Consider the following 23,390-nt stretch of genomic DNA (forward strand, 5'->3'; position numbering starts at 1 on the left):
GCGCCGCTTTTGGTTGGCGGTGACTCGTGGGAGCGGGCTTGCCCCGCGATGACGGCCGACTATCCACCACACCTGGCACTATCGCCAGATAACGCCAGCCCGGGCGCCGCCACTAACTTCGCGACTTCAGGAGGCCGAGCGCAGCCTTTTTTGGTTACTTTTGGCTGGGCCGGCACACCGGGCGTTTGCCAAAAAGTGACCCGCCGTAAGGGCGGAAGGGGCCAGTGGCACCGCCACATCCAATGGATAAGCTCGCAGTCCAAGAGTCCAAGACCCGTATCCCAAAAGTCTAACTAAAGAGGATGCTTTTAAATATTTACTGCGAAAGTGAGAATTATTCCGCCACCTACTTTGGTCGTATTGAGTTGCACGCTTAGTTACAGGGTTGAGTCGTTTCTTGATCTAGATCAATACAGACAGCAATTATTTTAGCTAATCAGGCTAGTTGATCGATAAAACTTATCAAATGATCGAATCGGTCAATTGGCTCACTTGTTGTAGGGTCATTACAATGGCGGGCGCGTGTTGATTTGACGCATGGGCTGTGTAGAAATTTAGCCGGCCTCTTCGCGGGCAAGCCTGCTCCTACAAGGGTTGCAGTGTCTATGAACGCCGCGCGACCTGTGTGGGAGCAGGCCGGCCCGCGAAAAATATAGCGCCGACTTCCACAACTAACGCCGCGTCGGCCTGACAACCCGTCCACGCACTTTTTCACACTTCATAACAGAGTGGCCCACGCCACCGCGCCTACTTGCCTGTGATTAACCCGGGCCTGCATGAGGAGAAATTCATGGCACTTGGCAGACGACAGTTCTTCAAACTTTGTACCGCCGGTGCGGCGGCAGCCACCACTGTGTCGCTCGGCTTCGGCCCGGCAGTGGCCAATGCCAGCCAATCTCGCCAGTACAAACTGTTGCGCGCCAAGGAAACCCGCAACAACTGCACCTATTGCTCGGTCGGTTGCGGCATCCTGATGTACAGCCTGGGCGATGGTGCAAAAAACGCCAAGGCGCGGATCTTCCACATTGAAGGCGACCCCGATCATCCCGTAAGCCGCGGCTCGCTATGCCCAAAAGGCGCTGGCCTGGTCGACTACATCCACAGCGAGCAACGCCTGCTGTACCCCGAGTACCGCGCCCCAGGCTCGGACAAATGGCAGCGGATCAGCTGGGACTATGCCATCGACCGCATAGCCCGGCTGATGAAGGATGACCGCGACGCCAACTTCATCGAGAAGAACGCCAAGGGCGTCACGGTCAACCGTTGGCTGTCGACCGGCATGCTCTGCTCCTCGGCGGCCAGCAGCGAAACCGGCTCGCTCGACCAGCGCTTCACCCGTGCCCTGGGCATCCTCGGCACCGATAGCCAGGCGCGGGTGTGTCACGCGCCGACCGTTTCCGCCCTGGCGCCGACCTTCGGCCGTGGCGCGATGACCAACAACTGGGTCGACATCAAGAACGCCAACGTGGTGCTGATCATGGGTGGCAATCCGGCCGAGGCGCACCCGGTGGGCTTCAAGTGGGTGATCGAGGCGAAGATTCGCAACGGCGCCAAGGTCATCGTCGTCGACCCACGCTTCAACCGCAGCGCCTCGGTGGCGGACATCTACTCGCCCGTACGCGCCGGCTCCGACATCACCTTCCTGATGGGCATGGTCAACTACCTGCTGACCCACGACCGCATCCAGCACGAATACGTGCGCGCCTACACCAACGCCTCGTTGATCGTGCGCAGCGATTACAGCTTCGATGATGGCCTGTTCAGCGGCTACGACGCCAAGAGCAAACGCTATGACCGCAGCTCCTGGGCCTATGAGCTGGACGAGCACGGCCATGCCCGCCGCGACCTGAGCCTGAGCCACCCACGCTGCGTGTTCAACCTGCTCAAGCAGCACGTCAGCCGCTACACCCCAGAAGTGGTCAGCCAGATCTGCGGCACGCCCATGGACGACTTCCTGGAAATCTGCGAGATCATGGCCAGCACCAGCGCGCCGGACAAGACCGCGACCTTCCTCTACGCCCTGGGCTGGACCCACCACACCACCGGCGCACAGATGATCCGCGGTTCGGGGATGATCCAGTTGCTGCTGGGCAACATCGGCATGGCCGGCGGCGGCGTCAACGCCCTGCGCGGGCACTCCAACATCCAGGGTTACACCGACCTGGGCCTGCTCTCGCAGCGCCTGCCGGGCTACATGAACCTGCCGTCCGATGAGCAGACCACGCTTGCCACCTACCTCAAGCAGACCACGCCCAGTGCCCAGCTGCCCGACCAGGTCAACTACTACCAGCACACGCCCAAGTTCTTCATCAGCCTGATGAAGAGCCTGTACGGCGACAAAGCTACCCGCGACAACGACTGGGGCTTTGACTGGCTGCCCAAGTGGGACGACAGCTATGACGTGCTGAACTTCTCCAACCGCATGTACGAGGGCAAGGTCAACGGCTACATCGCCCAAGGCTTCAACCCGATTGCCGCTTTCCCGGACAAGAACAAGGCTGCCCAGGCGCTGGCCAAGCTCAAGTTCCTGGTGATCATCGATCCGCTGGCCACCGAGACTTCGAGCTTCTGGCAGAACCACGGCGAGTCCAACGATGTCGATCCTGGGCAGATCCAGACCGAAGTGTTCCGCCTGCCATCGAGTTGCTTTGCCGAGGAGAACGGCTCGATCGTCAACTCCGGGCGCTGGCTGCAATGGCACTGGGCAGGCGCTGCGCCGCCCGGTGAGGCCTGGCATGATGGCAAGATCCTCGGCCACCTGTTCATGAAGCTGCGCGAGCTGTACCGCAACGAAGGCGGCGCGTGCCCCGAGCAGGTGCTGAACATGGCCTGGGACTACAAGAACCCCTACGACCCTGACCCGGAAGAAGTGGCCAAGGAGTCCAATGGCTACGCCCTGGCCGACCTGCGCGACGACAAGGGCAATCTGATCTTGCGCAAGGGCCAGCTGCTGGACAACTTCGGCCAGCTGCGCGATGACGGCAGCACAATGTGCTTCAACTGGGTGTTTGCCGGCTCCTGGACCGAGGCCGGCAACCAGATGGCCCGGCGCGACAATGCCGACAGCGGTTTGGGCTGCACCCCAGGCTGGGCCTGGGCCTGGCCGCAGAACCGGCGGATTCTCTACAACCGTGCCTCGGCCGACCCGCAGGGCAAACCGTGGGATGCCAAGCGTAAGGTCATCGGTTGGGACGGCAGCCGCTGGAGCGGCATCGATGTGCCGGACTTCCCGGTCAACATCGCCCCGGGCACCCAGACCAATCCGTTCATCATGCTCCCCGAGGGCGTGGGCCGGCTGTTCTCGGTCGGCGCCATGAACGATGGGCCGTTCCCGGAACACTACGAGCCGACCGAAAGCCCGCTGGCGCAAAACCCGCTGCACCCCAATGTCAGCAAGAGCCCCACGGCGCGGCTGTACGACAGTGACCGGGCGCGCATGGGCGACCGTGAAGAATTCCCTTACGTGGCGACCACCTACTCGATCACCGAGCTGTTCCGTCACTGGACCAAGCACTCCAAGCTCAACGCGATCATCCAGCCCGAGCAGTTCATCGAGATCGGTGAAGTGCTGGCCAAGGAAAAGGGCATCGTTCAAGGCGACCTGGTGCGGGTCAGTACCAAGCGGGGCTATATCAAGGCCAAGGCGGTGGTGACCAAGCGGATCCGCCGCCTGCAAATCGACGGGCAGCCGGTCGACACCATCGGCATCCCGTGCCACTGGGGCTATGAAGGCGCGACCCGCAAGGGCTTCCTGGCCAATACCCTGACCCCTGGCATCGGTGATTCCAACACCAACACCCCGGAATACAAGGCGTTCCTGGTGAACGTGGAAAAGGCCTGACGGAGCGACTGACATGTCCCTGCAATCCCAAGACATCATCCGCCGTTCGGCGACCCACGCGTTCACCCCGGCGCCGCGCGCGCGCGATCACCAGGCCGAAGTGGCCAAGCTGATCGATGTGAGCATCTGCATCGGCTGCAAGGCCTGCCAGGTCGCGTGCAATGAATGGAACGACCTGCGCGATGAAGTCGGCCATAACGTCGGTGTCTACGACAACCCGGCCGACCTCACCGCCGATACCTGGACCTTGATGCGCTTTGATGAGCACGAGAACGAGGCGGGCAAACTCGAGTGGCTGATCCGCAAGGATGGCTGCATGCACTGCGCCGACCCTGGCTGCCTGAAAGCCTGCCCACAACCGGGCGCGATCATCCAGTACGCCAATGGCATCGTCGATTTCCAGTCCGAGCACTGTATTGGCTGCGGTTACTGCGTGGCCGGTTGCCCGTTCGATGTGCCGCGCATCAGCAAGAAGGACAACAAGGCCTACAAATGCACGCTGTGCGTCGACCGGGTGACGGTCGGCCAGGAGCCCGCCTGCGTCAAGACCTGCCCGACCGGTGCGATCAACTTCGGCAGCAAGGCCGACATGCTGGTGCAGGCCGAGGAGCGCGTGACCGAGCTGCACGGCCGCGGCTTTGCCGGCGCGGGTATCTATGACCCGCAAGCGGTGGGCGGCACCCATGTGTTCTATGTGTTGCAACACGCCGACAAGCCGCAGCTGTACCACAAGCTCAACCCAGATCCGCGCATCAGCGGCGCCATCGAAGGCTGGAAGGGCTGGCTCAAACCAGTGGCTGCGGCAGCGTTCTTCGCCACCCTCGCCGGTACGGTGTTCCACTACATCGGCGTTGGCCCTAACGAAGTCGAAGAAGATGAGAAGGAGAGCGCATGATGAACAAGGACAAACTGATCCTGCGGACCCGCTTCATCGACCGCGCCAGCCACTGGTTCATGGTCATCTGCTTCTTCATGGTAGCGCTGTCGGGGCTGTCGTGGTTCTTCCCGTCGCTGAACTGGCTCAACGGCGTGTTCGGCACGCCACAGCTGGCGCGCATCCTCCACCCGTTCCTGGGGGTGGTGGTGTTCGTGGTGTTGATGTTCCTGTTCGTGCGCTTTGTGAAGTACAACCTGCCCGAGCACCAGGACGCGATCTGGTTTCGTAACGTCAAGACGGTGCTGGCGGGCGATCACAGCAAGCCCTTGCAGATCGGGAAATACAACGCCGGGCAGAAGATCCTGTTCTGGGGAATCATGGGTCTGATCAGCCTGTTGATGCTCAGTGGCGTGGTGATCTGGCGGCCGTGGTTCGCCGACTATTTCAGCATTCCGTTGATTCGCATCGCGCTGTTCACCCATGCCGTGGCCGGGATCTCGCTGATCTTGCTGATCATTGGCCACGCCTACCTGGCGTTCTGGGTCAAGGGTTCGATCCGCGGCATGGTTACCGGTTACGTGTCGCGTAGCTGGGCCAAATCGCACCACGACCGCTGGTACCAGCAGATTTCCAAGAGTGACAAGAAATGAGCAGCATCAAGTTAACCCCCGTGGAGCAGGCCAGCGGCGGCGTGGGCGAGATCAGCGCCTTGTTGCTGCCGCAGCTGCGCAACCACTACGGCCAGCGTGCCGCGCGTTTGCGCCAGTTGGCCGAGGGCCATGACCAGGCTGCGTACCTGGCATTCGCCGCGCGCATTGCCCAGGCCCAGCAGGCGCTGTTGGACAGCCTGCCGGTGCCCGACGAAGAGCTGCAGACCCTTGCAGGGCGGGTAGGCGAGGGCGCGCCACTGGATGTGCGTAGCCTGCCGCGTTCGGCCTATTGGCAGGCGCTGCTCAAACAGCTGCTCGAGCACCTCACGGCCGATGCCAGCGCGCCCGTGGCGGCAGCATTGCAGAGCATTGCCAGCATGACTGCCGAGCAGCGTGAAACCTGCGCAGAGCATTTGCTGCACGGTCGCTACGACCAGGTTGGCAGTGGCCAGGCGGTGTTCTTCTGGGCAGCGCTGATGCTCTACTTCAGCCAGCTTGCTGCGGCCTTGCCGGTCAGCGCCCAGGCGGCTGTCGGCGAGCAGCGCCAGTATTGCCCGGTGTGCAGCAGTGCGCCGCTGGCCAGCGTGATCCTCACCGGCAAGCGGGCCGGCCTGCGTTACCTGCAGTGTGGATTGTGCGAAAGCCGCTGGCATATGGTGCGGGCCAAGTGCAGCAACTGTGAAAGTACGGGCAAGCTCGACTACTGGTCGCTGGATCGCCAGGACAGCGCGGTGAAGGCCGAGAGCTGTGGCGACTGCGAAAGTTACCTGAAGGTGTTTTATTACGAGCATGATCAGGGGCTGGAGCCGGTCGCCGATGACCTTGCATCCTTGCTGCTGGATGCTGAGCTTGAGCGCGAAGGGTATGCCCGCAGCAGTATCAATCCGTTTTTGTTCCCGGGTTGAAGGGTTGACCGATTCATCGCTATCGCGGGCAAGCCCCTACAGGGTTTGAGGTATTCGGGTAGGGGCGGGCTTGCGCCGCGGTGGCGAGGGTGCGGCATAATGCTGACTTTTCGGCCGATCAGTCTGATCGCCACGGAGGGCATGCTGCATGCTGGCTTCGCTGTTCGCTGTTCTGGCTCCGGTGTTCATCGTCGCAGGCATCGGCTATGCCTGGGCCCGCAGCGGTATCGACTACCCGACCGAATTCATCGCCCGCATCGTCATGACCGTCGGCACCCCCGCCCTGGTGCTGTCGACCCTCAGCCGCACCAAACTGGACCAGAGCGCCTTCACCAGCATGGCCCTGGCCTGTGTGCTGTGCATGGCAGGCATGGCCCTGGCGGGCGTCATCGTCAGCCGTCTGTGCGGGCGGGACTGGCGGGTGCTGCTACCGGCGTTCATGTATCCCAACACCGGCAACATGGGGCTGCCGGTCAGCTTGTATGCGTTTGGCGAGCATGGCCTGGCGCTGGCGGTGGCGTTCTTCCTGACCTTGTCGATCTTCCAGTTCACCCTGGGTATTGTGCTTTCCGGTAACGCCAGCTCGATCAAGGCGATGCTGCGCAACCCGATCGTGATCAGCCTGGCCGGGGCGATGCCGATCATCTTCTTCAACCTGGAGCTGCCGCGCTGGCTGGCCAATACCGCAGATCTGCTGGGGGGCATGACCATCCCGCTGATGCTGCTGACCTTGGGGGTGTCGCTGGCCAGTATTCGCCTGCATCACGTCGGCAGCGGCATGCTGCTCGGCGGCCTGCGCATCGTGCTGGGTGGGGCAGTGGGCTGGAGCGTGGGCGCGCTGCTGGGGCTTGAGCACATGGAGAAGGCGGTGCTGATGGTGCAGTCGTCGATGCCGGTGGCGGTGTTCAACTACCTGCTGGCGGTGCGCGCCAAACGCTCGCCCGAGCAGGTGGCGAACCTGGTGATGTGTTCGACGGTGTTGTCGTTTGTCTGGTTGCCGATGGTGCTGGCTTGGTGGTTGTGATGGGGGCGTTGCTCTGTGCTTTTGACATCGAGCGTCGGGGGCTTATCCATTGAATGTGCCGGTTTTACTGGCCCCTTGCGCCTTTACGGCGAATTACTTGTTTTCAGGCGAAAAAAGTAACCAAAAAATTCTGCGCTCTACCATCAGGCCCGCCCGCTCCGGGATCCCTTCGCGCCGGTGCCTGCCGGGCCGGCGCGAAGGGAGCCCGGAGCGCAGCGCCGGGTGCTGGGGGTGACCCTCTCATTGAGTAAGCCGCCGTAAAGGCGCAAGGGGCCAGTAGCGCCGCCACATCAAATGGATAAGCTCGCAATCCTAGAGCACAGAAACCCAAGAGCTTATTCTTCCAACCACCGCGGACTATTGAAATTACTCAACCGCCGATCCCCCTCAGCACACTCCAATCCCTGCACCGAACCCAGCAACAAAACCTTCTGCAAACTCCGCTCACCCACCTGCCAAGCCTGCTGCAAAACCGGCAACAAACGCCGCGGCAGCACGCTGAACATCGGCTGCCAATACCCAGCCTGACGCACCATGGCCGCGCTATCGTGCTCAACCGCCAGCCGCAGCAGGTCCTCAATCAACCCCTGATCAATCAGCGGCGCATCGCAGGCCAGCACGACAACCCATTCATGCCGAGCGGCCTTGACACCGGTAATCACCCCAGCCAACGGCCCGGGATAGTCCGCTTCGGCATCCCCCACCAGTTGATCGGCAAAAAACCGATAGGCCTCCTGATTGCGGTTGCAGGAAATCACCACGTCATCGCTCAAGTCGCGTACTACCCGTTGCACATGCGCCACCAGCGGCTCGCCGCGCCAGCACACCAGGCCTTTGTCACGGCCACCCATGCGCTGGCCGCGACCACCGGCCAAAATGAGGATGGAGCAGGGGGGAAGGGCAGCGGACATAAAAAAGGGTTCCTGGCGGTTAAGCCAGAAACCCTCCCATGTCGCAGGTGGCTTGTCCAGTCAGCCTTCGCTGACGACCGCTGCGGTATGCTTGGCCTTGCCGCGCCCAGCCAAACGCATCACCAGCACAAAGAACACCGGCACGAACACCACCGCCAAGGTCGCACTGAGCATGCCGCCGATCACCCCGGTGCCAATCGCTTGTTGGCTGGCGGAGCTGGCACCGGTGGCGATGGCCAGCGGCACCACGCCGAGAATGAACGCCAGCGAGGTCATCACGATTGGCCGCAGGCGCAGGCGTGCAGCGTGTACGGCAGCGTCCACAGGGTCTTGGCCCTGGTCGACCAGGCTCTTGGCGAACTCGATGATCAGGATGGCGTTCTTTGCCGATAGACCGATCAGGGTGATCAGGCCGACCTTGAAGAACACGTCGTTGGGCATGCCACGCAGGGTCACGGCCAAGACCGCGCCGAGTACCCCCAGGGGCACTACCAGCAGCACGGCAGTGGGGATCGACCAGCTCTCGTACAGCGCCGCCAGGCAGAGGAACACCACCAACAGCGATAGCGCCATCAGCAACGGCGCCTGGCTACCAGACAGACGCTCTTGCAGTGACAAACCGGTCCATTCCAGGGCAGTGCCTTCGGGCAGTTGGTCGACCAGGCGCTGGATTTCGGCCATGGCCTCGCCGGAGCTGTAGCCAGCCGCCGGCTCGCCGGAGATCGCCACCGCCGGATAGCCGTTGTAGCGGGTCAGCTGCACCGGGCCACTGACCCAGTTGGCCTGGACGAAGGCCCCCAGCGGCACCATCTTGCCGCTGGTGTTGCGTACGTGGATCTTCAGCAGGTCTTCGACCTGGCTGCGCTGGTCGCCTTCAGCCTGCACCACCACCCGCTGCATGCGGCCTTGGTTGGGGAAGTCGTTGACGTAGTTGGAGCCCACCGCGGTGTCCAGCACAGCGCCAATGTCGGCGAATGACACGCCCAGGGCGTTGGCCTGGCGTCGGTCGATTTCCAGTTGCACCTGGGGGCTTTCGGCCAGCGACTCTTCGCGCACGTTGACCAGCACCTTGCTCTTGCGCGCGTTGTCCATCAGCTCGTCACGCGCTGCCATCAACCGCGCATGGCCAAGCCCGCCGCGGTCTTGCAAGCGGAACTCGAAGCCAGTGGACTCGCCGAGGCCGTCGATCGGCGGCGGCAGCACCGAGTAGGCGATGGCATCCTTGAGTTGACTGAAGGCCAGGGTCGCCCGGTCGGCGACGGACTGGGCGCTGTCGTCGGCACCACGCTCGGACCAGTCCTTGAGGGTGGTAAAGGCCAGCGCTGCGTTCTGGCCACTGCCGGAGAAGCTGAAGCCCAGGATCAGCGTGGTGTTGCCCACCCCAGGCTCCTCGGCGTTGTGCGCTTCGATCTGGGCGGCGATCTGCTCGGTGCGGGCGCGACTGGCGCCAGGCGGCAGTTGGATATCGGTAATGGTGTAGCCCTGGTCTTCGGTGGGCAGGAAGGCGGTCGGCAGCTGGCTGAAGCCAAAACCCAACGCCACTAACAGCAGGCCATACACCAGCAAGTAGCGGCCACTGCGCTTGAGTGCCTGTACCACCCAACGCTGATAGCCGTTGCTCATGCCTTCGAAGCGCCGGTTGAACCAGCCAAAGAAGCCTTTGCGCTCATGGTGCTCGCCCTTGGCCACTGGCTTGAGCAAGGTCGCGCACAGCGCCGGGGTCAGGCTCAGGGCAAGAAACGCCGAGAACAGGATCGAGACTGCCATCGATACCGAGAACTGCTGGTAGATCACTCCCACCGAACCTTTCATGAAGGCCATCGGCAGGAACACCGCCACCAGTACCAGGGTAATCCCGACGATAGCGCCGCTGATCTGGCCCATGGCCTTGCGCGTGGCTTGTTTGGGTGGCAGGCCTTCTTCGGCCATGATCCGTTCGACGTTCTCCACCACCACGATGGCGTCGTCCACCAGGATGCCGATCGCCAAAACCATGCCGAACAGGGTCAGCACGTTGACCGAGAAGCCCAGCGCCAGCATCACGGCAAAGGTGCCCATCAGCGCCACCGGTACCACCAGGGTCGGGATCAGCGTGTAGCGCAGGTTTTGCAAGAACAGGAACATCACCGCGAACACCAGCAGCATCGCCTCGAACAGGGTAGTGATCACCTGCTGGATCGACACCTTGACGAATGGCGAGGTGTCATACGGGATGTCGTACTTGACCCCTTCGGGGAAGTAGTGCGCCAGCTGGGCCATCTTCTCGCGCACCAGGGTCGCGGTTTCCATGGCGTTGGCACCGGGCGACAGCTGCACGGCAAAGGCCGTCGACGGCTTGCCGTTCAGACGTGTGCCGTACTGGTATTCCTGGGCGCCGATCTCGACCCGGGCGACATCACCGATGGTCACGCTGGAGCCGTCGGGGTTGGCGCGCAGGACAATGGCGGCGAATTCCTCAGGCAGGCTCAGCTGACCCTTGACCACCACGTTGGCGGTGATTTCCTGGGTCGGGCGGCTGGGCAGGTCGCCGATGCTTCCGGGGGCGACTTGCGCGTTCTGTGCGGCAATCGCTTCGGCGACATCGTTGGGCGTGAGGTTGAAACCGATCAGCTTGCGTGGGTCGATCCAGATCCGCATGGCCCGTTCCGAGCCATACAGCTGGGCTTTGCCGACGCCCTTGAGGCGGCGGATCTCGTTCATCACGTTGCGCGCGAGGATGTCGCTGAGCGCGGTTTCATCCAGGCTGCCGTCCTCGGAGGTGAGGGTGGCCAGCAAGAGGAAGCCGGTGGAGACCTTCTCAACCTGCAAACCCTGCTGGGTCACCGGCCGCGGCAGGCGCGACTCGACTACCTTGAGGCGGTTTTGCACATCGACCTGGGCCAGGTCCGGGTGGGTGCCTGGCTCGAAGGTCGCGGTAATGGTGGCGCTGCCCAGGCTGCTCTGCGAGGAGAAGTACAGCAGGTTGTCGGCGCCATTGAGCTCCTGCTCGATCAGGCTGACCACGCTCTCATCCATGGTCGCGGCCGAGGCGCCGGGGTAGACGGCGTAGATTTCCACCTGCGGCGGCGCCACGTTAGGGTACTGGGCCACCGGCAATTGCGGGATCGCCAGGGCGCCGGCCAGCAGGATGAACAGTGCGATCACCCAGGCGAATACCGGGCGGTCGATAAAGAACTGCGGCATGAATCAGGCCCTCACTGGCCGTTGTGCTGGACGATCGGAAGCGCGTCCTGTGATGACTCGACTTGCACCTGGTCGCCGGCCTTGACGTGTTGCAGGCCTTCGACCACCACCCGCTCACCTGCGGCGAGACCTTCGCTGACGATCCAGCGATCACCCTGGGCGCTGCCCAGGACGATCTGCCGTTCGCTGATACGGGCTTGCGCGTCGACCACCAGCACCTTCGGCACGCCCGCGCTGTCACGCAAGATCGCCCGCTGTGGCACGCTGATGCCCTTGGGCTGCACGGCCTGCTCCAGGCGCACGCGCACATAGCTGCCAGGCAGCAGGTCGAGATCCGGGTTGGGGAACTCGCTGCGCAGGGTGATCTGGTTGGTGCTCGGGTCGACGCTGATGTCGGAGAACAGCAGCTTGCCCGCCAGCGGGTAGGCACTGCCGTCATCCTGGATCAAGGTAGCCTTGGCCTGGCCTTCGCCGACCTGGCTCAGTTCACCAGCGCGCAAGGCGCGGCGCAGGGCATTGAGCTCGCGGGTCGACTGGCTGACGTCGGCATGGATCGGGTCCAATTGCTGGATGGTGGCCAGCGGCGTGGTTTCGTTCTGACCGACCAGCGCACCTTCGGTCACCAGCGCGCGGCCGATGCGCCCAGAGATCGGCGCGGTGACCGTGGCGTAACCCAGGTTCAGTCGCGCCCGCTCCAGGGCAGCCTTGGCCTCGGCCACTGCGGCATCAGCCTGGAGCAACGCGGCGCGAGCATTGTCGTACTCCTGGCGGCTGACTGCCTTGTCATCGACCAGTTGACTGTAGCGTTGCGCTTGCAGGCGCGCCTGGTAGCGGGTGGCCTCGGCCTTGGCCAGGGTGGCGCGGGCGCTGTCGTGATCGGCCTTGAAGGGCGCCGGGTCGATCAGGAACAACACCTGGCCCTGTTTGACATCGCTGCCTTCACGGTACACCCGCTTGAGCACCACCCCCGCGACCCGTGCGCGCACCTCAGCCGTGCGCGGCGCCAGGATGCGCCCGCTCAGTTCGGTGCTGATCGCCAGAGGCTGGACCTGCACCGTTTCCACCCGCACCTGCGGCGTGGACGCTTGTTCTTGCTGCTCGGCAGCATCGTCGCAGCCAGCGAGTATTACGGTGAGCAGCACCAAAGGCGCCAAACGGCGCAGGCGGGTAGGGCGGTGAGTAGACATGCGGGGTTTTCCGAAAATGACCAGGCGTATGCTAAAGCAGGCGCTCGCGGCGTGGGTGTGAAGCAGTGTAGGACGAGTGTGAAAAAGTGTAAGGAATGCCGCTGGCCAGGCGTAGGATTCTATATCCTGCCTCTCACCATTTCGCTACTACGCCCTTTATGCCGAACATTCTCCTGGTCGAAGACGACAGCGCGTTGTCTGAATTGATCGCCAGCTACCTGCAACGCAACGACTTTCATGTCCGGGTGATCGCCCGGGGCGACCACGTGCTGGAAGCGTTTCGCCGGGACAAACCTGACCTGGTGGTGCTCGACCTGATGCTGCCGGGGCTCGATGGCCTGCAAGTGTGCCGCCTGTTGCGCCAGGAATCCCAAGGCCTGCCAATCCTCATGCTGACCGCCCGCGATGATAGCCACGATCAGGTGCTGGGGCTGGAGATGGGCGCCGACGACTACGTGACCAAACCCTGTGAGCCGCGGGTGCTGCTGGCCAGGGTGCGCACCCTGCTGCGCCGCAGCAGTATCAATGAGCCGCGCCTGGAGAGTGACCTGATCCTGGTCGGCGGTTTGCAGATCAACCTGGCCGAACGCACCGTGACCTGGCGTGGCGAGGAAGTCGAATTGTCCAGCGGCGAGTACAACCTGTTGGTGGTGTTGGCGCGCAATGCCGGTGAAGTGCTCAGCCGCGACCGCATCCTGCAGCAGTTGCGCGGGATCGAGTTCAACGGCACCGACCGCTCGGTGGACGTCGCCATCTCCAAACTGCGGCGCAAGTTCGACGACAACGCCGGCGAAGCGCGCAAGATCAAGACCGTGTGGGGCAAGGGCTACTTGTTCAGCCGCGTCGAGTGGGAGTTCTGAGCGCATCATGCTGAAGATCCTGGTGCGCCTGTACCTGGTGATCATCGTCGCCTATGCCGGTGCCTTGCTGCTGATCCCCGACGCTATCGTCGGTGCCTTCCATGAGCGCTTCATGGCCTACAACCTCGACCAGGCCAAGGGCGTGCAGTCGCTGATCGTGCGCCAGTTCCAGCAGGCACCGCGCGAGCAGTGGCCAGCGGTGGAAAGCGACTTGGCGGCGCACTTCACGCCGTTGCAAGTCAAGCTGCTCAAGTGGGACGAAGCCGAGCTGACGGTGGCCGAGCGGGCACGTCTTGAGCATGGCTTGAAGGTGGTGCGCATCGGCGACTGGGGCTATTACCAGACCGCCCTGGCAGCGCTCGACCCGGACTGGCTGGTGAGCCTGCACAGCCCGCCGGATCCGGTCGATATCAATGTGTTGTCCTGGGGCGTGACGGTGTTGATCGGCGCCGCCATGCTCGGTTGCCTGCTGGTCTGGGTGTGGCCGCACTGGCGCGACCTGGAGCGGCTCAAGGAGACCGCCCGGCGCTTGGGCCAGGGGCAGATGTCGGAGCGCACACACATCTCGGCGCACTCGAACATCGGCGAACTGGCCGGGGTGTTCGACACCATGGCCGGCGACCTGGAGCGCCACGTCAACCAGCAGCGCGAGCTGCTCAATGCGGTGTCGCATGAACTGCGAACGCCGTTGACCCGCCTGGATTTTGGCCTGGTGCTGCTGTTCGACGAGGTCCCGCCAGCCAGCCGCAAGCGCCTGCTGGAGCTGGTCGGGCATGTGCGCGAGCTGGATGAGCTGGTGCTGGAGTTACTGTCTTACAGCCGCTTGCAGAATGCCGAGCAGGCCCGCGAGCGGGTCGAGGTGTCGTTGCTGGAGCTGGTCGACAGTGTGCTTGGCGGCTTTGCCGAAGAGCTCGATGGGCGCGGCATCCAGTGGGAAGTGCGCGCCGATGACAAGCTGCCGCGCTTTGTCCTCGATCCGCGCCTGACCGCCCGCGCGGTGCAGAATCTGGTGCGCAATGCCATGCGTTATTGCGACGAGAGCCTGCTGTTGCGGCTCAAGCTGGAAGCCGATGGGGCCTGTTTGCTGACGGTTGAGGATGACGGCATTGGCATTCCGGTCGAGGAGCGTGAGCGGATCTTCCAGCCATTCTATCGGCTCGATCGCAGCCGCGATCGCAATACCGGCGGGTTTGGCTTGGGGCTGGCGATCAGCCGGCGGGCGATCGAGGGGCAGGGTGGCACGCTTACCGTGGCGCAGTCGGTGTTGGGTGGGGCGCAGTTCAAGATTCGTTTGCCTGCCAGTTGAGGGTGTGTTTGTTCCGGCCTCTTCGCAGGCAAGCCCGCTCCTACAGGTTTTGTGTAGGGGCTGCGGGCGTGGGGTGACCACGCAGCGGCAGGTACTGGACCTGTGTCAGGCGCCCCCCAACTGGGCAGTCCACAACACGAACCGATCCTTGCCCGTATGCTTGGCCTCATACAACGCCTGGTCGGCACGTACCAGCGCCAGGCTCAGGCTATCGCCGCCGTTGACCTGGGCCAGGCCGATGCTGATCGTCACTGGATGCGCCCCCAGGTCTTCGCGCACGCGCTTGCACAAGGCTGCGACCTGACGCTCGGCAGCTTGCTGATCCAGGCCCTGGAAGAAGATCGCGAATTCCTCGCCGCCGAGCCTTGCGAACTCGAAACCTGCCATCGATGCCTTTATATGCCCAGCCACACGCTTGAGCACTTCATCGCCACTATCATGGCCAAATTGGTCGTTGACCTTCTTGAAGTTGTCGATGTCGATCATCGCCAGGAATTGCCCCGGCGGCGCTTGCTGCAACTGGCGTTCGGCCTTGGCCATGAACGAGCGGCGGTTGGGTATTTCAGTGAGCACATCGACATAAGCTTGCTCCAACAGCACCTTGGACATGTAGAAGTTGTGTAGCTTGGCCTGGCGGATGCGCAGGTAGCTGTAGATCACCAGGCCGCTGAGGAACACCGCATAACTGAGCAGCATGGCGGCTTCCAGGTCATCCAGGTCGATATTGGTGCCGTAGAAGGGGTTGAGCATCGCCCAGCAGATGGCCATGGCGCAGAAGAACGACCAACGCCGTACCGGCAGCACCGAGACGCTGTAGAGCACCGTCGACACGCCGAGCACCAGCCATACCGGGCGCAGGGCGATAGGGATGCCCTCGATCACCAGGCGCATGCCTAGGGTGATCACGGCGATGAACAGCAAGTTGAGCACATCGAAGTGGTGGCTTTTGCGGGTGAAACCCAGGACCACGGTGATACAGCCCAGTAAACCCATGAACAGGCCAGATAGCCAGGTGAAGCCTTGATCGCCCAGGTAACTGACGATCAGGTCGAAGATCAGCCAGATGCCAATGCTGCAGCAGAAGATCAACTGGCAGAACGGACGCATCAGCTCGAATTCGTGCTGGCGAAATTCCGCGCGCAGGGCGGCGGGGGCGACCTGCTTGCGCACGTGCTCTTCGATGGTTTTGAACATGGTTTAGTCGAGGACTCCTTGCTGGCTGTACTGGCCTCATCGCGGGGCAAGCCCGCTCCCACGTGTAGCGCTACTCATTGTCGCGGGCTTGCCCCGCGATGAGGCCGGTGAAACCCACTCAATTGACCGGCAATAAACCCTGCGCCCAAGGCCGATAACGCAAGGCGAACACGGCTTGGGCGTGGCACCCACCGCTCAGCGCCGGCGGCGCAGGCTCGGCGCGAAACGGCTGCCCCGGTGCGCTGGTCTGGCGAAACGCCTCCCGGACAATGCCGACCCGGCAGGGCAGCGCCTGTTCATAGCCCTGGCGCACCAGCGCCGGCAAGCGCCCAGTGCCCGCGCCATCCTGCCACCAGACAGTCAAGCCCATGCCGCTCAGCTGTTCCAGCCACACACCAGTGACCCGCGGCGACAGCTTGCCGGCGCTGAACGCGCTGATATGCAGCGGCTTGTCCAGTTGCCGGTTGAATGCCTGCAACTGGCTGTGCAGCGCCTCGCGGCGGGCAGCATCAGCGAAGTGCAGGTCGTCCAGCTCCATGGGCAGGTACCAGCCCGCCAGCTGCACGTCCCATTTGGTCTGGACCTGGTGCAACTGGGTCAGGGAACGGCCCAGTTGCGCTTTCCAGTAGTCCGACAGCCCCTGGGCGTCCAATTGCTCGATACGTTGGTAATAGCCAGGGTCCATGTACAGCCCCAGCACCAGTTCCAGGCCCTGCGCGCGGGCTTCACGCAGGCTGTTGGCCAACCAGCCCTGGGCGCCACCGAAATCGCTGTCGCCATAGGCACTCCACTGCACGATCAAGGTCTTGCCGCCCTGGGCCACGGTGGCGCGCCACAGCTGTTGCCACTGGGCCGGGGTGAGCGCTGCATCGCGGTTCAGCGGTTGATAGAACAGGCGCTGGTCGGCCAGCGCCGGTAGGCACAACAGCAGCATGCCAATTGCCAGGAGCTTGCGCATCAGAAGGTCATCTCCACACCCAGGAGCACGCCGTTGGCCCGCTCATAGAGGTTGCCGCCCAGTGCCTGCTGGTACTCGGCGCGCACTTTCAACGAGCCGCGGTAGGCGTTGTAGCGATCATCATCGAACCACCATTGCCAGCGCAGGCCGACGCCGCTGCGCAGATCCTGGCGCCAGTCGTTGCTGGGGTCTTGGCTGGCGAACTCGACAAAGCCATAGGGCATGATCGTCTGCGGCGAGTCGACCGGCAGTTTCCAGGCGTGGCCTTGCTGATAGCGCGACAGCCAGGCGTGGTCGCCGGCGCGAGTCCACCAGGCAGCGTCGAGGTAGAGGAAGCGCTCGTTCCATTGATCTTCATCGATGCGCCAGTCGTTACGCCAATCGCCCTGGTCGAGCACCGAGGCGGTGGCGCGCAGCAGCAAGTCGTTGCTCGACTCGGCGTGCCCGCGCAGATCGCCCCAGTTATCGCCGACCTTGCTCGGGCTGAGCAACTGGCCAAGGCTCAAGCCGTTGTAGTGCTGGTCGTCGATCTGGCGCTGGTGATAAAGCTCGGCGTAGAGGTTTAGGTTGGCCTGGCCGAACGGTTTCCAGCGCAGGCCTACGCCAGTGCCCATGCTTTGCGCGTAGTCGGAGCGCCCCGGACCGCCAAACAGCACCCGGCCATACACCGACAGGGTACTGCCATTGCGGCTGGGCTGTTCGCCCAGGGCATGGTCCCACATCGCCAGCTGCACGTTCTGCGAGCGCGCCCGGCGCTCGCTACGGCCGGTGTCGAAGTTGTCGTTGGTCGAGGTACCGGCGGGCGACCAGGTGCTGGCCAGGGTGATGCTGTCGCGCCGCGACAGGGTTTCGTGGGCACGACGCTGGCGGTATTTGCGCGCTTCCAGGCTGCCGTATTCGTCGTCGCCGTCGACCACATGCTGCTCCACATCGATGACGCGGCGCAGTTCGCGGCGGGCCGAGGCACTGTCTTCGACTTCGTCATAGCGCAGCGCCAGGGTTTCGCCGAGGCGGTAGTCCTCGGGAAAATCGCGGGTCGAACGCTCAAGGTAGGGGATCGCTGCGCGGCGCTGTTGCGGGTCCGCCGAGCTTGCCAAACGCATGCCGTAGTCGGCGCGGTAGCGCGGCTGGTCTGGCGCCAGGCGCACCGTTTCGGCCAGCCAGGCGGTGCTTTGCGCACTGTCACCGGCCGCTTGGGCGGTGCCCGCGGCGGCGTAGTAATGATCGGCTCGTGGGTTGCGCGCCAGCGCCTGGCGTTGGCGGTTGAGCGCCGTGTTGAAATCGCCCTGGCGCTGGGCGATGGCGGCGCCCAAGGCCCAATCATCGGCGCTGTTGTGCGCTGCCGCCTGCCAATAGCGCTGGGCGGCTTGGGCGTCGCCTGCATTCAAGGCGCCTTGTGCGGCGGTCAGGCGGGCGTTGTCGGTCCAGGCTTCGGCGGGCAGGCTGCGCCAGATTGGCAGGGCTGCTTCGAAGTCACCCGCTGCCTGCAGCGCATAGGCCAGCGGCAGACGGCTGGCAGTGTCGCCCAGGCCTTCTGCGGCCTGGTAATAAACCACCGCTTCGCCGGGATGCTCGGGCATGGCGCAGCGGCCCAGGGCACGGTATTGGCCGGGTTCGGTTGGTTTACCCGGGATTGCCCCGCGCACCGCATCGCACTGTCCGGCTTCGGCCAGGCGCGCGAGCAGTTGCGCCCGGGTGGCGGCGTCGACCCGGGGGACCAGCGCCAGCATGCGGCGGCTGTCCAGCGGGCCATCATTGCGTGCGTAAAGGTTGCCCAGGCGCCGCAGCAGGGACGGCGTCAAGTGGCCCTGGCGACGGTCGTAGGCCTGCTCGAGCAGGTGTCGTGCGCGCTCGGCCTGGCCTTGCTCGACTAGCAGGAAACTGGCTTGTTCGAGCGCCGCCAGGTCGCCGCTTTGCCGGTAACGCTGCTCCCACTGCGCGGCCGTGCGCGGCTGCGGTGGTTGCGGCGGGTCGCCATACAGGCGTTGCTTGAGCACGGCATGGGCGCGTGGGTTGTCGTCGCGGGTACAACCCTTGAGCTGCTCGCGGGCCAGCGCAGGATCGTGTCGCGACAGCCAGTCGACCGTTTCCAGGCACGGTTTGCCGAGCTGGTTGCTCAGCTGCTGGACCTGCGCCGCGTTATCGCCCTGGCGCGCCAGTTCCCACAGTTGCAGGCGTTGCTCGGGGTGTTGTAGCTGCTCACTGGGCAGGCTTTGCAGCCAGCGCTCGGCCTGCTGATTATGGCCCACGGCGATTGCCCGGTTGGCCATGGCCAGGCGCGTCTGGTTGGCCACCTCGGCCGATGGCGCGCTGGCCAGGAGTTTGTTCAGGCCGTTTTCGTCGACTTGCTGCACGTAGGCGTTGGCCAGTCGCTGCCAGTTCTCGGCTGACAGCTGGCCCTTGTCGGCCAAGGGTTGCAGTTGCTCGATGGTCTCGCCCCAATTGCGCAACTGTTCGGCGAAGTTGGCCCGTGTCAGGCGCAAGACCATGCCGTCGCCATGCGCTGGCAGTTGGTTGAGCCACGCCAAGGCTCGCCCGGCGCCTCCGAACTTGGCCAGGCTCATGCTGTAGGCCTGCCACAGGCGCACACGGGTGTTGCCTTCGCTGCTGGCGATCCAGCCCTCGACCTGGCTGGCCGGTGGCGGGTCTTGCTCGATCCAGGTCAAGCGCAGTTCGAGCAGGGCGTCGGCGTGCTCGGGGCTGTTCTGCAACTGCTCGGCCATTGCCTGGGCTTCTTTATAGCGGCGCTGGTGGGCCAGTGCCGACATCAGCAAGGCACGTGCCTCATCGTTGTTCGGTACCCGGTCGAGCACATGGCGAGTCAGCCGCTCGACCTCGGCCCAGTTGTCTTTCTGCGCCTCGCGATAGCCACGCTCCATGAAGGGATAGCTGGTGAAACGCTGGAAGTCAGTCATCGGCGCTGCCAAAACCGGCAGGGCGGTGGAACACAGCAACAAGGTAGTCAACGTCAGGGAAATACCGGGCTTCATGCCACCTCCCGCGTCAGGTCATAGGCAGCCTGCTGTTCGCTGGCTTGTTCGGCGAGGGCTTGTTGCAGCACCTGCTCGGTGATGATGCCGCGGGCGATCAGGTGCTCGCCCAGGCTCATGGTGTCGGGGTCGAAATCGATCAGCGCCTGATTGAACAAGGTCGCCGGGACCATACCGCGCACTTGCAGGAGTGCACCGAGCATGACCTGGTGGGTGCTGACCTTCTCGATCAGCTCGGCGTCATCCTGATGACGTTCCAGCACGGCCAGCATCTGTTGGGTCTCGGGTTTTTGCCAGGGGCTGGGATAGTGATAACGCAGGCCCAGCGTCACCCGCCCCTGGGGCGCCAAGCGGCTGCGCACCGGGCGCTTGAGTTGGCGGCTGATGACCCCCAGCGACACCTGGCTGACCGGGCTTTCACTGGCCAGCACCAGCGTGTCGCCATCTTCCGCCACAGGCAGCACGCCATAGTGAACGGCCAGGCGGCGCGGGAGTTTGCCGATCAGCGCTGGGGGGATCTTGAACGGATTGAGTGGTGCCCAGGGCAGCTCCAGCTGTTCAGCCAGGGTTTCGACCAGTTGCTCGCTGGTCAGCCATCCACGCAACAGCAGTTCGCGTCCCAACCGGCGGCGTACTGGGCTGGTGATGGCTTGCTCAAGTTGCGCTTCGCTGATGTAGCCTTTTTCAACCAGACGATGGCCCAGGGGCGTGCGAGCTGGTGAGGCGAGGGCCGGGAATTCGTGGGTGGTCTTGTCCCAGGCCACCCGCCGTGAATCACCCATTTCCATCACTTGGCGCAGGGCACGCAGGTTGGCGAAGAAATTGACGAAGTTGCTCCACATCATCCGCGGCGCCGACAGCAGCCCTTCGCCAATACCGTAGTAGCGAGTGACGAACCAACCACGCTGGAACAGCCGATTGATCAGCAACAAGCCGTTGAGCCAGAGCAGGGTGGAGAGCAGCCAACTGTCACCCAGGATCGACATGAAGCGCCACGATTCAGGGGCGATCACCGTCACCAGCCACATCGCCAACAGGACCAGGAACAACAGGTTGACCAAAAAGCTCAGCAGGTAGGCGAACAGCCCGCGCCGGTCACGCCAAAGAAAGTAATTGAGCGCGCCCTTGCGGCTCCAGCCCAGGTTGCTGGTGCCTTGGAACACGATGCCGACGATCCAGCGCGACTTTTGCCGAATGGCGTGCTGCCAGTCGCGCGGGAAGTGTTCGCGCACGCAGATCACCTGGGAGAAGGCCCGGCTCATGCCGAACCGCCAGTCCTGCTTGAGCGTCAGCGCCGGGTCGGTGATGGAATAACGGGCGAAGATGCACTTCATGCCTTTTTGTTTCAGGCGAAAACCGATGTCGTAGTCCTCGGTCAGACTCTGCACATCGAACGCGATGCCGTCACCGTCCTCGAGCAGCGCGCTGATCGCCCGCCGGCTGAAGCAGGTGCCGACCCCGGCACTGGGCACTTGCCCGGTCAACGCTTCGCGGACGATGACATCCTTGCCGTGGTTTTCGGCGAACTCATCCACGTAGTGCCCAGCGGTGAAGCCTTTCCATTCTGGCGCGTAGGGATACACCGGGATCTGGATCATGTCCTTGTTGGGCAGCAGGTAGTTGAACAGGCGCAGTTCCATTGGCGAGATGACGTCTTCGGCGTCATGCAGGATGAACCCGGCGAACTCGATGCGTGCGTCCTGCTGGAACCGCAGGATGGCGTCGATGATGTTGTTCAGGCAGTCGGCCTTGCTGGTCGGGCCTGGCCGGGCGCAGACCACTTTGTGCACGTTGGGGTAGTGCAGGCACACCGCATCGACATCGGCCTGGGTCTGCGGATCGTTGGGGTAGGTGCCGACGAAGATCTGGTAGTTCTCGTAGTCGATGGTCGAAGCGGCCAGGCGCGCCATCTCGCCGACCACGCCCACCTCGTTCCAGGCTGGCACCATGATCGCCAGGGGTTTTTCCGGCACTTCGAACAGGCGTTTCTCATCGGCCGGTTCGTATTTGTCATAGATCCGGAAGCGCCGCACCAGCTTGCGGCCCCAGTAGCACAGGTCGATGAACAGGTCATCCAGGCCGAGCAGGAACATCAGGCTGGCGAGGATGATGGCGAGAATCTTCAGGCCGAACAGTACATAGGTCAGAAAATCGATAAAGGCCAGGCTCATGCGTCGTCTCGTCCGTGTTCGCGCTCCTCGAACCAACGTTGCAGGCGTTCGGCAATGCGCTCGCTGGCATGGCCGTCGCCGAACGGGGTGTACACCCGAGCCATTTGCCGATACGCCTCGGGGTCATCGAGCAGTTGGCTGGTTTCCTTGACGATGCGTTCGGTGAGGGTGCCGACCAGCTTGACCGTACCGCCTTCGAGCACTGACGGACGTTCAGTGACCTTGCGCAGGACCAACACCGGCTTGCCCAGCGCCGGCGCTTCTTCCTGAACCCCGCCAGAGTCGGTGAGGATCACCTGGGCGCGGTCCATCAGCCAGACGAAGTGCTGATAATCCTGGGGAGCGACCAAATGGATGTTGTCGCGGCCCGAGAGCACGCCGTAGACAGCTTTTTGCACCTGGGGGTTGAGGTGCACCGGGTAGACGAACTGCACGTCTGGGTAGCGCAAGGCCAACTCGGCCAGCGCCAGGCAGATGCGCTCGAAACCGGCGCCGAAGTTTTCCCGACGATGGCCGGTGATCAGCACCATACGCTGATCAGCGCCCAGCACTGCCAGCGGCGAATCGGCTGCCGGATGCCAGCCGCTGGTGTTCAGATGCGCGCGCATCCACAGCAGGGCATCGATCACGGTATTGCCGGTCACTTCGATGTGTTCGGCGGGCACATGTTCGCCCAACAGGTTGTCGCGGGACTTGGTGGTAGGGGTGAAATGCAAATCGGCGAGCACCCCGGTCAGGCGCCGGTTGGCCTCTTCCGGCCAGGGTTGCTGCAGGTTACCGGTGCGCAGCCCGGCTTCGACATGGCCGATGGGGATGCGCCGGTGAAAGGCGGCGAGGGCGGCGATGAAACTGGTGGTGGTATCGCCGTGGACCAGCACGATGTCCGGGTTTACCTGTGCGTAGGCCTGGTCGATCTTGTCCAGCAGGTCGCGGGCCAGGCCATTGAGGGTTTGGTTCTTGGTCATCACCTGCAGGTCCTGATCGACCGACAGGCCGAAGGCAGTCAGCACTTGTTCGAGCATTTCCCGGTGCTGGCCGGTGGAGCAGATATGCAGGTCGAGCTCGGGCCATTGGCGCAGCACGCGCGCTAGCGGAGCCATTTTGATCGCTTCTGGGCGGGTACCGAAAACCATCATGACGGTATGGGGCATCGTCTCGCTCCTCGTCCGATTCCGTGTCCGAAGTTGTACGAATGCGTCGCGCTTGTAGGAGTTAGATACAAGCAGGCGAACCAAGGGTTGTCCAATTGCGTGCGCAGCGGCCAGCGGATGCTGCAAAGGTTGAAGATCCGCCCAGAGCGGCGTACCGTTTCTGTCCATTTCTCATCAGGAAG

The 23,390-nt window shown here is 63.4% G+C and carries 15 protein-coding genes; 7 read left to right on the forward strand and 8 right to left on the reverse strand.

Annotated elements, in window-relative coordinates:
• Positions 1 to 790: 790 nt before the first annotated feature.
• The 5 genes from fdnG (at position 791) to ACF8K2_RS18705 (ending at position 7,297) form a co-directional block, all read left to right on the forward strand.
• A complete protein-coding gene (gene fdnG / locus ACF8K2_RS18685; protein ID WP_392466774.1) occupies positions 791 to 3,841 on the forward strand; it encodes a formate dehydrogenase-N subunit alpha in 3,051 nt (1,016 codons plus the stop codon).
• A 13-nt stretch (positions 3,842 to 3,854) separates the two neighbouring features.
• Complete coding sequence (gene fdxH, locus ACF8K2_RS18690) at positions 3,855 to 4,736, forward strand: formate dehydrogenase subunit beta (RefSeq protein ID WP_186554525.1); 882 nt, start codon at positions 3,855 to 3,857, stop codon at positions 4,734 to 4,736.
• Complete coding sequence (locus ACF8K2_RS18695; protein WP_392467245.1) at positions 4,736 to 5,368, forward strand: formate dehydrogenase subunit gamma; 633 nt, start codon at positions 4,736 to 4,738, stop codon at positions 5,366 to 5,368. Before fdxH ends, ACF8K2_RS18695 begins: the two co-directional genes overlap by 1 nt.
• Positions 5,365 to 6,273 carry a formate dehydrogenase accessory protein FdhE gene (gene fdhE, locus ACF8K2_RS18700; protein ID WP_392466777.1) on the forward strand — a complete coding sequence of 303 codons (909 nt, stop codon included), beginning with the start codon at positions 5,365 to 5,367 and terminating at the stop codon, positions 6,271 to 6,273. The genes ACF8K2_RS18695 and fdhE overlap by 4 nt, the downstream gene beginning before the upstream one ends.
• 148 nt (positions 6,274 to 6,421) lie before the next feature.
• Positions 6,422 to 7,297, forward strand: a complete 876-nt coding sequence (locus ACF8K2_RS18705; RefSeq protein ID WP_392466780.1) for an AEC family transporter — start codon at positions 6,422 to 6,424, stop codon at positions 7,295 to 7,297.
• Between the two features lie 335 nt (positions 7,298 to 7,632).
• On the opposite strand, the gene mobA is transcribed toward ACF8K2_RS18705, so the two are convergent.
• From mobA to ACF8K2_RS18720, 3 genes are read right to left on the reverse strand one after another with little or no spacing between them, the layout of a single operon-like run.
• A complete protein-coding gene (gene mobA / locus ACF8K2_RS18710) occupies positions 7,633 to 8,208 on the reverse strand; it encodes a molybdenum cofactor guanylyltransferase MobA (protein WP_392466782.1) in 576 nt (191 codons plus the stop codon).
• 60 nt (positions 8,209 to 8,268) lie between these two features.
• On the reverse strand, positions 8,269 to 11,391 hold the full coding sequence (locus ACF8K2_RS18715; RefSeq protein WP_392466785.1) for a multidrug efflux RND transporter permease subunit: 3,123 nt from the start codon (positions 11,389 to 11,391) through the stop codon (positions 8,269 to 8,271).
• A gap of 11 nt (positions 11,392 to 11,402) precedes the next feature.
• A complete protein-coding gene (locus ACF8K2_RS18720; protein WP_392466787.1) occupies positions 11,403 to 12,578 on the reverse strand; it encodes an efflux RND transporter periplasmic adaptor subunit in 1,176 nt (391 codons plus the stop codon).
• A gap of 158 nt (positions 12,579 to 12,736) precedes the next feature.
• Between ACF8K2_RS18720 and ACF8K2_RS18725 the strand changes: the two genes are divergently transcribed.
• On the forward strand, positions 12,737 to 13,438 hold the full coding sequence (locus tag ACF8K2_RS18725; RefSeq protein ID WP_312154667.1) for a response regulator transcription factor: 702 nt from the start codon (positions 12,737 to 12,739) through the stop codon (positions 13,436 to 13,438).
• Between the two features lie 7 nt (positions 13,439 to 13,445).
• Complete coding sequence (locus tag ACF8K2_RS18730) at positions 13,446 to 14,744, forward strand: ATP-binding protein (RefSeq protein WP_186554582.1); 1,299 nt, start codon at positions 13,446 to 13,448, stop codon at positions 14,742 to 14,744.
• Positions 14,745 to 14,849: 105 nt separating this feature from the next.
• Here the strand turns inward: ACF8K2_RS18730 and ACF8K2_RS18735 are convergent, their stop codons facing one another.
• The 5 genes from ACF8K2_RS18735 to wecB all read right to left on the reverse strand — a co-directional run bounded on the left by ACF8K2_RS18735 (position 14,850) and on the right by wecB (position 23,208).
• The gene (locus ACF8K2_RS18735; protein WP_186554581.1) at positions 14,850 to 15,938 is read right to left on the reverse strand and encodes a GGDEF domain-containing protein; all 1,089 of its coding nucleotides are present in this window, start codon (positions 15,936 to 15,938) and stop codon (positions 14,850 to 14,852) included.
• Positions 15,939 to 16,056: 118 nt separating this feature from the next.
• Positions 16,057 to 16,896, reverse strand: a complete 840-nt coding sequence (locus ACF8K2_RS18740) for a DUF4434 family protein (RefSeq protein ID WP_392466792.1) — start codon at positions 16,894 to 16,896, stop codon at positions 16,057 to 16,059.
• The gene (locus ACF8K2_RS18745) at positions 16,896 to 19,886 is read right to left on the reverse strand and encodes a phage receptor (RefSeq protein WP_392466794.1); all 2,991 of its coding nucleotides are present in this window, start codon (positions 19,884 to 19,886) and stop codon (positions 16,896 to 16,898) included. The genes ACF8K2_RS18740 and ACF8K2_RS18745 overlap by 1 nt, the downstream gene beginning before the upstream one ends.
• Positions 19,883 to 22,057: a cyclic di-3',5'-guanylate-activated glycosyltransferase NrfB gene (nrfB, locus tag ACF8K2_RS18750; protein WP_312154158.1), complete on the reverse strand. Its 2,175-nt coding sequence runs from the start codon at positions 22,055 to 22,057 to the stop codon at positions 19,883 to 19,885. Before nrfB ends, ACF8K2_RS18745 begins: the two co-directional genes overlap by 4 nt.
• Positions 22,054 to 23,208: a non-hydrolyzing UDP-N-acetylglucosamine 2-epimerase gene (gene wecB / locus ACF8K2_RS18755; RefSeq protein WP_392466797.1), complete on the reverse strand. Its 1,155-nt coding sequence runs from the start codon at positions 23,206 to 23,208 to the stop codon at positions 22,054 to 22,056. The genes nrfB and wecB overlap by 4 nt, the downstream gene beginning before the upstream one ends.
• Positions 23,209 to 23,390: the final 182 nt, after the last annotated feature.

This window comes from Pseudomonas sp. xss_2, assembly GCF_043104195.1.
Classification (GTDB): domain Bacteria; phylum Pseudomonadota; class Gammaproteobacteria; order Pseudomonadales; family Pseudomonadaceae; genus Aquipseudomonas; species Aquipseudomonas urmiensis.

Coding starts and splice junctions, on each gene's coding strand:
- ACF8K2_RS18715 (WP_392466785.1), bottom strand. CDS start 11,391: ATGCCGCAGTTCTTTATCGACCGCCCGGTATTCGCCTGGGTGATCGCA.
- mobA (WP_392466782.1), bottom strand. CDS start 8,208: ATGTCCGCTGCCCTTCCCCCCTGCTCCATCCTCATTTTGGCCGGTGGT.
- wecB (WP_392466797.1), bottom strand. CDS start 23,208: ATGCCCCATACCGTCATGATGGTTTTCGGTACCCGCCCAGAAGCGATC.
- ACF8K2_RS18725 (WP_312154667.1), top strand. CDS start 12,737: ATGCCGAACATTCTCCTGGTCGAAGACGACAGCGCGTTGTCTGAATTG.
- fdnG (WP_392466774.1), top strand. CDS start 791: ATGGCACTTGGCAGACGACAGTTCTTCAAACTTTGTACCGCCGGTGCG.
- ACF8K2_RS18705 (WP_392466780.1), top strand. CDS start 6,422: ATGCTGGCTTCGCTGTTCGCTGTTCTGGCTCCGGTGTTCATCGTCGCA.
- ACF8K2_RS18695 (WP_392467245.1), top strand. CDS start 4,736: ATGAACAAGGACAAACTGATCCTGCGGACCCGCTTCATCGACCGCGCC.
- nrfB (WP_312154158.1), bottom strand. CDS start 22,057: ATGAGCCTGGCCTTTATCGATTTTCTGACCTATGTACTGTTCGGCCTG.
- fdxH (WP_186554525.1), top strand. CDS start 3,855: ATGTCCCTGCAATCCCAAGACATCATCCGCCGTTCGGCGACCCACGCG.
- ACF8K2_RS18735 (WP_186554581.1), bottom strand. CDS start 15,938: ATGTTCAAAACCATCGAAGAGCACGTGCGCAAGCAGGTCGCCCCCGCC.
- fdhE (WP_392466777.1), top strand. CDS start 5,365: ATGAGCAGCATCAAGTTAACCCCCGTGGAGCAGGCCAGCGGCGGCGTG.
- ACF8K2_RS18740 (WP_392466792.1), bottom strand. CDS start 16,896: ATGCGCAAGCTCCTGGCAATTGGCATGCTGCTGTTGTGCCTACCGGCG.
- ACF8K2_RS18745 (WP_392466794.1), bottom strand. CDS start 19,886: ATGAAGCCCGGTATTTCCCTGACGTTGACTACCTTGTTGCTGTGTTCC.
- ACF8K2_RS18720 (WP_392466787.1), bottom strand. CDS start 12,578: ATGTCTACTCACCGCCCTACCCGCCTGCGCCGTTTGGCGCCTTTGGTG.
- ACF8K2_RS18730 (WP_186554582.1), top strand. CDS start 13,446: ATGCTGAAGATCCTGGTGCGCCTGTACCTGGTGATCATCGTCGCCTAT.